The organism is Pseudomonas sp. PGPR40 (assembly GCF_022014505.1).
Lineage (GTDB): Bacteria > Pseudomonadota > Gammaproteobacteria > Pseudomonadales > Pseudomonadaceae > Aquipseudomonas.
Map to the genome: position 1 here is coordinate 38945 of NZ_JAKLSP010000002.1, position 12393 is coordinate 51337.

Consider the following 12393-nt stretch of genomic DNA (forward strand, 5'->3'; position numbering starts at 1 on the left):
AGGGAATGGAGCACAAGGGGAAAGGCCCTACCCAAAAAGAAGAAAAGGCTCTCAAATCGATCAAGCCCACAGGACAAATCATGTTCTCGCTGTTTCATCGCAAGCAACGATCAACTCAAACTGAAAACTCTGCCAAGGAGCAATCTCCATCGCAAGGTTTGACTGCTCCGCAGTCAGCCGAAGCGCTGCTGGCAGCACCCCGCCGACAAAAACTGCTTGAGCACATCTGGCAGCGAACAGCCCTCTCCCGTCCGCAGTTCAACAAACTGTACCTCGATCCCATCAAGCGCTATGCGGAACTGGTCCAGCTTCTCCCAGCCTCGGAGAGTCACCACCACGCATATTCCGGAGGAATGCTGGACCACGGCCTTGAGGTCGTCGCCTATGCCCTAAAGCTTCGTCAGTCACACCTATTACCCTCCGGTGCCCAACCGGAAACACAGATTGCTCAAGCCGAGGCCTGGACTGCCGGGATCGCCTATGGCGCTCTCGCCCACGACTTAGGGAAAATCGGCGTCGATCTTCACATCGAATATGCAGACAGCACAGTCTGGCATCCATGGCATGGCCCACTCTCTCGTCCCTACCGCCTACGCTATCGAAAGGACAGACAATATCGTTTACACGGTGCAGCGGCAGGCATGCTCATCTGCCAGCTTCTGAATCGTGACATCCTGGATTGGCTTTGCACATTCCCTGAACTGTGGGCTTCACTTCTCTACAATATGGCGGGCCAGTACGAGCACGCTGGAGAGCTAGGCTCGCTCGTCATGCAAGCCGACCAAGCATCAGTAGCCCAAGCGCTCGGTGGCGATCCGGGCAAAGCCCTGACAGCGCCAAAACACGCGCTACAGCGTAAGTTGCTCGAAGGTTTACGTTACCTTCTCAACGAAGAACTCAAGCTCAACCAACCTCAAGCCTCTGATGGCTGGCTCACGCATGACGCTCTATGGCTAGTCAGTAAGACTGTCTCGGATAAATTGCGCGCTCATTTGCTGTCCCAAGGCATCGACGGCATTCCAGAAAAAAACACCGCCGTCTTCAATGTTCTGCAAGAGCACGGAATCGCTCAGCCCAGCTCCGATGGCAAAGCCATCTGGATAGCCACCGTCACCAGCGAGAATGGCTGGACGCACACCTTCACCTTCCTCAAGGTGTCTCCTGCTCTGATCTGGGAGGCAGAAGCACGACCGATAGCATTTAGCGGCAGCGTCATCGTAGACGATACCGATCTGCCGACCACCCCCCTGGGAAAAACCGATACAGCCTCAGTCGCACCCTCAGCGGCTGGAAACAAAACAGGCCCAGTTCGTTCGATGACTTCCCCACCATCACCACCATCACCCCCAGACTCTGTTGATTTGCTGATGGACCTGTTCGGCAGTTCGCCCCCCCACCTGGAGCAACCTGCTGACACCGATTACGTTGGGCTGCCCACCGTAGATATACCGTCATCATCGATGACAACAGTTCCCTCTGGAGACCATTTTATGCAGTGGTTTACCCAAGGCATTCAAACACACCGCATCATCATGAATGACGCAAAAGCCCTCGTTCATAGCGTCAAAGACACGCTCTACCTGGTCACACCCGGGATCTTCCAGCGCTACGCTCAGGAGCACCCACACCTGGCTCGAATCGCACAACAGGAAAGCCTGTCCGATTGGGAGTGGATACAGCAACGCTTCGAGCAGATGAAGTTACATCGCAAGCAACCCAATGGCCTCAACATCTGGGCCTGCGACGTCACCGGACCACGCAAGACCCGGCGTCTAAACGGCTACCTGCTTAAATCACCCGGTGGGCTCATGAACGAATTGGCACTCAACAATCCCTACCTGAGAATAATAACGCCGACTGAGAAGCGGCCACGTACTTTAGGTAACACTCGGTAACCGGATTGTTGGTTGACAGGGAGCGGGTAAGAAAGCAATTTAGATGCATGTTTTGCTGACATGCTCAGCTACATGCCAAGCCGTCAGGATCTTCGAGACGGTACTGCGGATCCCGCAGGATCCATCCAATGACCGCATAGCTTCCGGTAGCGCGGTCAGTCGACTGAGTCGATGGAAGCACACTTTTTCTAACCCACGACGGGCCTTCCCGTTGTGGGTGGGCCTTTATAATTTTTTTGGAGGCCTTATGAAAATGGAACTGGCTCTGTATACGGCGTTAACTTCAATTAACGTTCCCGAGCTGAAAGCCCATGCAGTCATCGAAGCGATGGAGTCAGACATGCAAACCCTTCTCGCAACCAAGAGTGATCTCATCACTCTTGAACACCGTCTAACAGCTGAAATTGCTAAAGTACGTTCTGAGATCGCACATCTTGATGTGAAACTGACTGTTCGCATGGGAGTGATGCTGTCTGCGGCAGTCGGCATTTTGATTGCTGCCATGAAATTTATTCACTAAAATTCTGCAAACGCTGAATTAAACCAGAACCACCTGTCCTACGACAGGTGGTTTTTTCATGCCTGTTAGTTACCCGCAACTGAGTTTGAAGCGCATCCAATTTTCTGGGGCAGCTGTCCGCGCTTAGATTTCAGATCGGCTTGAACATCCTCGGGCAGACCGCTCCACAGTATCAACCTCGAGCGTTTTTCAATCTCATTCACAGTCACTTGAAGATCGCAAAAATTGGCTGAGCGCGGGGTGCTTTGCTCCATGATGAAGGCAGCGTAAAGCCCGTTGGCTGGCGTACTGCCGGTGAAGATGACCTTCCAATAGCCGCTTGGAATCGTATGGACTTTATTTGTGCCTGGGAGCGAACCAATGTTCTTTTCGTACAATGGGCCCGTGACCACATAAACTGCATCGACATCTGGCGCCTTGCTTAGGCTGCGCTCCTGGTCCTCTAGACGAGCCCATGCGCCTTGGTTCAGGTCAGTTTTCTGTGGTGTGATGTTGGTAAGGTAGTTCAGCGTCTGCCAATCAGTTACACCGCCCATAGAGGCGAGGTTTGCCTGATGACCCCTGTCTATTTTCAGGGCGATGCTGGCTCCATTGTAATCGACCGGATTTAGTGTTTCTCCTGCAGGCACGTCGGGATCGGTTTTCCAGTTTCGGGGGCGTCCGCTGGCTGGTGTTTCCTTTGTGATTTTGTAGGCGACCCAGTTTGCGAATTTCGTTGAGCCGTTGTTATTCAGGGTGTAAGCCTGACGATTGAGCGTCAAGGCACTGCCGCCTGATGGACATCCGACTGAGCAGTTATCGACGGCTGAAGGCAGTGCCGGTTGGATTTGCTGGGATCGACCCAAAACGTCTATTGACTGAGGTGTCGTGCACGCCCCTATCAATGGAATGATAAAGAACGAGACCAGTTTTACTTTCAGCATTCCTTGCATCGAAAATTTCTCCTAGAAAATGACACCCAAGGATAAAGGTCAATTTCTAGCGAAACCACAACCTCATTCCTTTAAAGCATGTATAAAAAATACAGCCTTCTTAAGAAGTTACAGCCGATTCCGGTCAGTCACAGTAATCGGCTCAGTGCCTCGCGCTCTCGCTCAACGGCGGCCTCCCACTGGTCCCCGAAGGCCCTCCCCGCTCTCACGAAAGCCATAACGTCTTCAGTCGCGGCAGCCAGTTCCATACGAGCCAGAGCCAAGTCTTCTTCGAATTTTTCAATAGTCATCTTGGCTCTCGGGAGTTGCGCCTAAGCGTCCCCTAGGCAAACTTCGTGCGTCTGACGGCCATCTCACGGCGTAATTCACCGATGAGTTCCGCTATCGCTCGGCTGGATGTCAGCTTCTCCGTCGTGATGGCAGTAACCAACAATTCAACCTGTCCGGACGACGGATCAAACACTTTGATCATCAACGATCCATCCGGATTTGCCGTGCAGGTGCAGGAGAACGGAAGAAAGCCGCATTCTTTGCACCTTCAAACCTCAGCCCCAAATCCACATATGTCTGTAAGGGGCGAGGATCACGCTAAAAGTGGATTAATTATTGCAATGTCCAATGGACCGGATCAACGGTAATGGATTGTCACGAAATGAAAAAGCGTCGCCAAATGAAAGGTTCAGAGCTACCGGTCAATAAAATACTTTCCAAGCAAACCCCATTATTCGACGGTGCACTATCGACCCATGGTCTTCAGTCCTGAGGAGAACAAAAAATGCATGTAAAACAATTCGCTGCCAGCCTAGACGCCGTGGTGATAGGCATGCGCCTCGTCAGCGCCACGCATGAAAGCCCGATCAACGATGCTAAAGGGGGGCAGTTCTTCACGCTAGATCAGGACACCTCTCATCTAGATTACATGGCCCTCATCCAATGTTTCGACGAGCAGGAAGATGAATGAGTATTCAAATCACGACAGGGCGAGAAACTCGCGGACTCTACCTAGGTTTCATTGGAGCTTCCAAGTCATAGATCATGGCTTGGCAATAAGTGCTATGCAATTACGCACTTAAGCAACGCTATGCACAATCCTGGATCAAAGGTCATGGATGAAGTGAAAAGCGTTGTCGTCAAATGAAATGTTTGCCCTCCCCGTCTATCTGTTCCCCACGATCAGCGTGGCAAGCCCTGTCTTTTGGCGGGCTTGCCCGGCCGGCACAAAGTCCGGTCGCTTACCCGCAGCCATACTGGGGGATATCTATGTATGGCACTGGAGCCATAAGCCCGGACAGGCATGCCCATCCCGGAAGGCTACAACCTTCTGGCAATACGCATGGATAAGCCTGATCAGGGACAGGGCGGAGAGGTGAACCTATGGATGAGGCAGTAGGTGAGGATGCAGATACCGTCGCAGAACTGCAGCCTGAGGCAGACATGGGGTAATAGCCGTAGAACGCTGGGTTACCACGCGGAGCGTGGGAACCATCAGCGCAGCTCGCGGTTATGGCTGCCCCTTTGGCGAGGAAAATACCAGGTAGCCATCCTCGACTTTGCCGAAACGCAACAGGACGAGGTCGAGGGCGTAGTTCTGGTACAGCTTCCACGGTGCGCGGTCGCCTTGGCTGGGCAGCTTGTCCGCTACGCGCTGGATGTAGCCGGAGTTCAGGTTGAGGAAGGGGGCTGTCTTGACCTCGCCGGTGGTGTTGCACGGCGTGCACTGGCGCATGCTGATGGCGTCCATGTGGTTGATCAGGCGGCAGAAGTATTCGCTGGAGAGGTCGGCCTTGAGCGTCCAGCTGGCGTTGGTGTAGCCGAGCACCACTGCGGCGTTGGGTAGGTCGCGCAGCATGATGCCGCGGTAGCCCATGCTCTGCGCGGCGTCGAAGGGTTTGCCGTCCACCGCCACTTGCATACCGCCGAACAACATCAGGTCCAGGCCGGTGGCAGTGATGATGACGTCGGCTTCGAGCATTTGGCCGGACTTCAAGCGGATGCCGGTTTCGGTAAAGGTGTCAATATGGTCGGTAACAACCGAAGCCTTGCCTTGGCGCAGTACCTTGAACAGGTCGCCGTCGGGCACCGCGCAGACGCGTTCGTCCCACGGTTTATAGCTCGGGCTGAAATGGCGCATGTCGAAACCCTGGCCGAGTTGGCGCCGGGCCTTGCCCAGCAGCGCCTTGCGTACCTGGTCGGGGAAGGCTTTGGCTAGGTAGAAAAAGACCATCTGCAGGGCCACGTTGCGCCCGCGCGCCAAGCGGTAAACCCATTTTTCCGGCAGGAAGCGCCGCAGGACGTTGGAGAGCACGTCTTCCTTGGGCAGGTTGATCACGTAGGAGGGCGAGCGTTGCAGCATAGTGACGTGCCTGGCCTTGTCCGTCATCGCTGGCACTAGGGTGACGGCGGTGGCGCCGCTGCCGATCACCACCACTTTTTTTCCGGTGTAATCGAAATTCTCGGGCCACAGCTGGGGATGGATCAGTTCGCCCTTGAACTGTTCGCGGCCGGGGAATTCGGGAGTGTAGCCGGCTTCGTAGCGGTAGTAGCCGGTACACATCAGCAGGTGCTGGCAGCTGAGCCGCAGCGGCTCTGGCTCGTCGCCACGCTGCACTTCCAGGGTCCAGGTCGCGCTATCGGTGCACCAGTCGGCCTTGAGTACTTTGTGCTGGTAACGGATTTTGCGGTCGATGCCGTTTTCCCGCGCCGTTTGCTCAATATAGCTGCGGATCGACGGGCCGTCGGCGATGGCCTGCGGGTCGCTCCAAGGCTTGAAGTTGTAGCCGAGGGTGTACATGTCCGAGTCGGAGCGGATGCCCGGGTAGCGGAACAGGTCCCAGGTGCCGCCGAGGGCGGAACGCCCTTCGAGGACGGCGAAGCTCTTGCCGGGGCACTGCTGCATCAAGTGATAGGCAGCACCGACGCCGGACAGGCCGGCACCGATGATCAGTACGTCCAGATGTTCATCAAACATGGGGGTTCCTCGGTCGATGGGCCTGGGTGCGGTCCATGGATTCAAGACCACAAGCCCGATACCTGCCAGATTCGCCGCAAGTAGTATGTTCGGCACGCTTATCCACTCGTTTTCATTCGACCTGACCATTCATTTGCATTCGTTCTGACCGCCCGATTGCATCGGGTTTGATCAGCACGCGTTGTAACCATGATGGGCTGAGAACGGCCAGAAGCTGCCGGTGGTCGTCGCATTTCGCTTGTCACCGGCGTATGACTAAGCTGAACAAATCGGTACGAACTGAAACCCAAGTGAAAGCCCCCATCGCGGATCCGGATTGGGTATCCAAAAGGTAACTCACAAAGGAGACGACCATGTATGCGGTTATAAGAACCTACTCGGGTCCTGGCGCAAAGCAGCTTTTCGATCTTTTGGAAAAGCAAAAAGCCGACGTCGAAGCTGCCCTGCGGAAAGTGACTGGCCTCGCAAACTACACACTGCTACCTCTGGATGATGGCGGTATGTCGGTGACTGTTTGCGCGGACAAGGCCGGCACCGATGAGAGCATGCAAGTCGCTCGTGACTGGATTGAGAAAAACGCCTCGCAGATCCACACGAATCCGCCGGTCATCACGGAAGGTCCAGTCATTGTGCAGATCAATTAGCGCACCTTGGCGATCTCTTACGACAACTACCCCGACACCGGGGGCAAAAACCAAAACACCGCTCAATGAGCGGCGTTTTTGCGTTTAGCGCGGGAACCGAGATTAACCTGTATTTCAAGAGCCTCAGGCGTTGCAGCGCCAAGGCCGGTCTCCCTCTCGTCCTGATGGGACGTCGAACATGTTGTCGGTGCTGCCTTTTGCCACGCCCCCTCTCCATGCGTAGTAAATCAGAATGATGTATAGCTGGGCTGACCGGCGAATCACCGGCTTTACGCCATCGTTGTGCCCGGTGAAATCTGTTTTGCGCAGCGGCCGCGTGCGGCACATACAACCGTAAGAAGGATCTCGGCCTGTCGGCATGACGTCCTGAAGGAGCACTTATGTATTCAAGCATCTTCTTCGCATGGGGGCTGGCGGCCATTACCGTGGTCGTGCATGCGGTCGGTCTGGCCTTGATGCTCAGGTTTCTGGATCACAGGGGAAATGTTCTCATGAGGCAACTAGGGGCCATTAGCATGCGGTTGGTGTGGGTTGCCTGCTATATGGTTCTGCTGCATTTGCTGGCGATCTCGATCTGGGGGACATTCTATGTGTGGCAGGAGTGTCTGCCCGATTTCGAAACGGCGTTTTATTTTTCTGGAGTGACCTATGCGACGATTGGTTACGGTGACGTGCTGCTGGGGAAACCCTGGCGTCTGTTCGGATTGATGGAGGGCTTGACCGGCATCCTCATGTGCGGGTTATCCACGGGTGTCTTCTTCGCTGTGGTCAATCATATTTATCAGTTCATCCACACGAAAAACGACGATGACCACCAGTCCTGATGACGTTGTTCAGCATTGCGAATGAGCTACTGCGCGGCGCCCAATAGGGTTGTCTTCTGTGCCTGATAGCGCTCGATTGCTGCATGGGCGTTGAACAGCATACGTTCACGCCCAAGTTTCTCGTCAAACCCGGCACGTCGCACCATCTCAAGTACACCGGGATTCAACCCCGCAAGCCAGAGACTGGTACCCAGTTCGGTCAGGTTTTTCTCGCCTTCTATCAACGCCTGCAGTGCCGAGTATTCGATATCGGGCACCGCACTCATGTCCCAGACAACCACACGCGGCTGATGCTGTTTCTCCAACGCGATGATCTGTTCCTTCACATAGTCAGCGTTGAGAAAAAACAGGCGTCCCTCCGGTCGCACGATCAGCAGCCCCTCAAAAGTCTCGTCATTTGGATGCTCCTCTGACAAGGGGCGCAGCACATCGGTGCCACACTTGCGACCAAGGACATACACGTGCGGACGGGCAGTCTGGTAGGCCAGACTGACCAGCGATACGACGATCGCCACAGTGATCCCCTGAAGCGTGCCAAACAAAAGGACACCCACCGTGGCTACGAGCGCCCAGTGGAACTCCATTGGACGCACCTTGCGAATAGCCAGGAACTCTCGCGGCTGAATCAGCCCGACCGAGTAGTAGATGACAATAGCGGCCAATGTGGCGTGAGGAAGAAACCCGAGTAGCCCGGAGAGCAGCAACATAGTGGCAAAAGCCGCACCCGCCGTGACAATCGAGACTCTCTGAGACTGCCCTCCGGTGGCACGTACAACAGCTGTCTGTGAAGTGCCGCCACCGGCCGGCATTGCGCCGAGCAGTGCACCACCAATGTTACCGAGACCGGTGGCGATCAACTCGCGGTTTGCATCGATGGGGGGATCGCCTGCCCGGACAAAAGCGCGCCCCGCCGCAATCGTTTCGGTAAAACTCATCAACGCGATCCCGAGCGCACCCGGAACCATCTGCTTGATCAACGCGAGATCAGGCAACGTAAATGACGGTAACCCTTGTGGAATCACGCCAACCGTCGAAGCTCCCAGCGCCTGCAGGCCGAAGTACCATGAGACGGCGATGCTGCCACCGACCACAATCAATGGCGCAGGCGAATGTGCCCACAGGTGCTCCATTGCGATGAGCATCAGGAACGCCGCCGCCGCTACCGCGAGCGTAATCAGGGAACTCTCCGGCACGTGATGCACGATATTGAGGAAGTCGACAAAGAAACTTTTTTTTGCGATGTGGATGCCCAGGAGTTTTGGCAACTGGTCCAACACGATGACAAGACCGACCCCCGCTTTGAAGCCGCTCAACACAGGGGAGGAAATGAAGTTCGCAAGAAATCCCAGGCGCATTAGTCGCGCCAGAAGCAGCATCGTGCCAACCAACGCGGTTAGCGTTGCAGTTGCCGTGATCAGCCTCCCTGGGTCGCCGTCCGGGACGGCCAAGCCGATCTGCGCACCGGCCAAAATCGCCAGCGTGGCACTGGAGCTGACACTGAGTACTCGCGACGTTCCCAGGAGTGCGTAGATCAACATCGGGACGAAGGCTGTATACAGACCGACGGCAACAGGTAGGCCCGCGACAGTCGCATAGGCCATTGCTTTGGGCAGTACGACCGCGGCAGCCGTGAACCCCGAGACTATGTCGAGGCGAAGTGGAGCGGTGTCGGAGCGAGCTGCCTTCGAAGTCTTCAGATGCGGTTCCACACGGCCTCCCTCGGCTGGTTCAATTGCTGGGCATACCGAATGATTCCATTGCAGTTTGCACTTGACGTTCGGGGCTTGTACTGAGGTATCACAAGCCTCCTGAGCCCACCTTTCCTCATCGTATAGGCAACCAGATCAATAAGGCCGAAGCTATGATCTGCATCAATGATGAATGGAAAAAGGCCTCGCAAAAGGCGACAGTATTTTCGGTCTGACTGTCTGTGCGAAATTGCACTCCCCTTGCCCACCCGTTTGCATTCGACCTGACCAGGCATTTGCATTCGCTCTGACCACCGATTGCATCGGATTTGGCCAACACGCTTTGTAACTATAACCGGCAGAAATCGGCCAAAAGCAGCCGCTCAAGACGCCTAAAAATCCAGAGGTCATTCAGCTTTGTGCTGAGCCACGTGAATGTTAAACCGCCCCAACAACACTTACGGGTAGGCCGGGACTATCTTTGCCTGCTCGATCAGCCAATCGATGAGCAAAGCTATCTCAGGGATATCGCGACTCTCCTCGTTGCAGATGCAGAAATAGTCCATCCCCGTCGGCACCTTCAGTGCAAAGGGCTGCACTAGGCGTCCCTCATCCAAATCGCGCAATGAATTGATCTCGTCGCTGAGCGCAACACCATAGCCATCTCGCGCCGCCTGCAGGGCAATGCCGAAGTCTTCCAGATGAACATCGGCATCACCTGGGTAAGGCAAGCGCGCCTCAAGCAGCCAGCGCCGCCATTGAGCGCCGTCATCCTCATGCAAGAGGCGATGGTGAACAAGGTCGGACGGTTGCTTGAGCGCACGCGGGCCGCGCAGCAATTGTGGGCAGCAGACGGGAAACATATGCAGGCTTTGCAGTGGCCGCCACCAGAAACCCTCCCACGTCGGAGCGTCGTAGAGCACGGCGATATCGGCTCTGCGCCAGTCCACCTCGCTGATGTCGTCGGCAGTAATGACGCGCAGGTGAATGTGCGGATGTTCTGCACGAAAGGCGAACAACTTTGGCATCAGCCAGGCCGCGCCAAAAATCGGTTCCGTGGAAATGGTCAGGACTTTCGTCGCCGGCTCCTGGAAGTACGCCTCGGAAATCTGTCGCACCCCTTCGGTGATCTCGCCGATGCCGCGGGCTACCGAGCGTTGCAATGCCAGGCCTCGTTCGGTCAGCACCAAGTGGCGGCCCTGCTTGTAGAAAAGATCGATGCCAAGTGAGCCCTGTAACGCTCTTATCTGCTGGCTGACAGCCCCGGCGGTGACATGCAGCTCAGCGGCGGCCGCACCGACATGGCCCAGCCTTGCGACACATTCAAATACGCGAAACGCATGGAGCGGAGGTAAGGGCATGCGGGTCTACCATTTAGTTTTTCTGCCTGTTTTATCAGCAATTTATATAGGTTGATTGTGCCTTGAGCAACCGCAAAGATTCAGCGGAGGGAGGCCAAAGACAACAATTCAATAGCTGGCCCTACGAAGCACAGGCAACAACAGGCGTGGCAAGGAAGCTTTGAGGGGGTGGGCTCGGTGCACCTCTACCTGTTTCGCTCGTGTGCCTTGGTAAAAGAGATATCTGGCTGGATAACCTGGGGGACTCGTTACATGGATAAAGAACAAGACATTCAGTTGGCAACAGAGCCGTTGATGGCAGATCAAGTCGCGATGGAGGGGCCTGCGAATCCGGGAAGGCGCCGGTTCAATATGGGCGCTTTGGTGGCTGTTACTGCAACTGCCATCGGTACATCAGGGCTTGGACGCCTGGCCCGGGCGGCGGAGCCCAACCCTGCCGCCAATGGCTATCGGGTGCCCGCAGAGTGGGAGCCACACCAGAGCGTTTTGATGGCGTACCCCTATGACAAGAGCTACGAGGACCAGCTGAAACCCATGCAGGATTCTGTCATCAACGTAGCGAATGCCATTGCGCAGTTCGAGCCAGTCTTGATGATGGCGATGACCGGCTATACCGAGGTTGTACGCAAGCGCTGCGGCCCTAACGTTACTGTCATCGAGAATCCATACAACGATTGCTGGACCCGTGATACCGCGCCAGTTTTCGCGCTGAGCCCATCAGGACGCGACATGCTGGGACGCGATTTCATTTTCAACGGCTGGGGTAACAGGTGGTCGGCTACCCTGGATGATCAATTGCCCACTGGCGTGTGCGCCACCCTTAACGTGCCTAAATCAACAGTCAATATGGTCTTTGAAGGTGGTGCCGTGATTACCGATGGGCAGGGCACGCTCATTACCACCGAACAGTGCCTGCTCAATCCCAATCGTAATCCGAGCATGACCAAGGCACAGATCGAGACCGCGCTGCTGCGTGCCTATAACGCGACCAAAATGATCTGGCTGCCGTATGGGGTGTACGGCGACGACGGCGCTGCCGCTACCGATGGGCATGTCGACCTGGTTGCTGCCTACATCGAGCCAGCCCATCTGCTATTGAATTACCCGTCGGACCCAAACAACCCCAACGTGCCCAGGATGGCGGCAAACCTGGCAGTGCTGCAACAAAGCACCGATGCAAAGGGCCGCACCTTCAAGATTACCAAGATGCCCGTTCAGCCAACATTCAAGGTGTCAGGCCTGACGGTGGAGAACTTCAGCTACATCAACTTCTACAAATCCAACGTCGGCATCGTGGTTCCTACTTCAAGCACTCCTGCAGATGAGATTGCCTTGAATCTCTTCCGTGAGATTTTTCCGGGACGGCCAGTCGTGGGTATCGATGGCACCATCCTTGCCAACAATGGCGGTGGTGTGCATTGCATCACCCAACACATTCCTGGTGTCGGTTAGCGCTGAAAAGAATTGCCCCTATGAGGCGTAAGCAATAGCCAGAGTGCTTTCCCTCGCAGGGCTGGACCAGCACGGCTGGTCCAGTAGCTACGGGGAATCACTGCCCAAC

10 protein-coding genes and 1 pseudogene are annotated in these 12393 nt (G+C 55.5%); 6 read left to right on the forward strand and 5 right to left on the reverse strand.

Annotated features, from left to right (window positions below; all coding sequences use genetic code 11):
• Nucleotides 1-80 precede the first annotated feature (80 nt).
• Nucleotides 81-1895, forward strand: coding sequence for a MobH family relaxase (gene mobH, locus MEB48_RS02050; RefSeq protein ID WP_237881401.1), 1815 nt, complete (start codon nt 81-83; stop codon nt 1893-1895).
• Between the two features lie 247 nt (nt 1896-2142).
• Nucleotides 2143-2415 (forward strand): hypothetical protein, encoded by a 273-nt coding sequence (locus MEB48_RS02055; protein ID WP_237881402.1) that lies wholly within the window; start codon nt 2143-2145, stop codon nt 2413-2415.
• 65 nt (nt 2416-2480) lie between these two features.
• Here the strand turns inward: MEB48_RS02055 and MEB48_RS02060 are convergent, their stop codons facing one another.
• Together MEB48_RS02060 and MEB48_RS02065 are read right to left on the reverse strand one after the other, a co-directional pair.
• Entirely contained in the window at nt 2481-3347 is an 867-nt protein-coding gene (locus MEB48_RS02060) for a DNA/RNA non-specific endonuclease (protein WP_237881404.1), read from the reverse strand.
• Between the two features lie 322 nt (nt 3348-3669).
• Nucleotides 3670-3864 (reverse strand): annotated as a pseudogene (locus MEB48_RS02065) (DUF1652 domain-containing protein); the annotation flags it as partial.
• A gap of 258 nt (nt 3865-4122) precedes the next feature.
• Here MEB48_RS02065 and MEB48_RS02070 point away from each other — a divergent pair.
• Nucleotides 4123-4308, forward strand: coding sequence for a hypothetical protein (locus MEB48_RS02070; protein ID WP_237881407.1), 186 nt, complete (start codon nt 4123-4125; stop codon nt 4306-4308).
• A gap of 540 nt (nt 4309-4848) precedes the next feature.
• Here MEB48_RS02070 and MEB48_RS02075 read toward each other — a convergent pair.
• Nucleotides 4849-6315, reverse strand: a complete 1467-nt coding sequence (locus MEB48_RS02075) for a flavin-containing monooxygenase (RefSeq protein WP_237881409.1) — start codon at nt 6313-6315, stop codon at nt 4849-4851.
• Between the two features lie 353 nt (nt 6316-6668).
• Between MEB48_RS02075 and MEB48_RS02080 the strand changes: the two genes are divergently transcribed.
• Together MEB48_RS02080 and MEB48_RS02085 are read left to right on the forward strand one after the other, a co-directional pair.
• Nucleotides 6669-6959 (forward strand): hypothetical protein, encoded by a 291-nt coding sequence (locus MEB48_RS02080; RefSeq protein ID WP_237881412.1) that lies wholly within the window; start codon nt 6669-6671, stop codon nt 6957-6959.
• Between the two features lie 380 nt (nt 6960-7339).
• Complete coding sequence (locus MEB48_RS02085; RefSeq protein ID WP_237881413.1) at nt 7340-7783, forward strand: potassium channel family protein; 444 nt, start codon at nt 7340-7342, stop codon at nt 7781-7783.
• A gap of 26 nt (nt 7784-7809) precedes the next feature.
• On the opposite strand, the gene MEB48_RS02090 is transcribed toward MEB48_RS02085, so the two are convergent.
• Both MEB48_RS02090 and MEB48_RS02095 read right to left on the reverse strand, forming a co-directional pair.
• A complete protein-coding gene (locus tag MEB48_RS02090; protein WP_237881415.1) occupies nt 7810-9492 on the reverse strand; it encodes a SulP family inorganic anion transporter in 1683 nt (560 codons plus the stop codon).
• Between the two features lie 437 nt (nt 9493-9929).
• On the reverse strand, nt 9930-10832 hold the full coding sequence (locus MEB48_RS02095; RefSeq protein WP_237881417.1) for a LysR substrate-binding domain-containing protein: 903 nt from the start codon (nt 10830-10832) through the stop codon (nt 9930-9932).
• A gap of 252 nt (nt 10833-11084) precedes the next feature.
• On the opposite strand from MEB48_RS02095, the gene MEB48_RS02100 reads away from it, so the two are divergent.
• On the forward strand, nt 11085-12284 hold the full coding sequence (locus MEB48_RS02100; RefSeq protein WP_237881419.1) for an agmatine deiminase family protein: 1200 nt from the start codon (nt 11085-11087) through the stop codon (nt 12282-12284).
• Nucleotides 12285-12393: the final 109 nt, after the last annotated feature.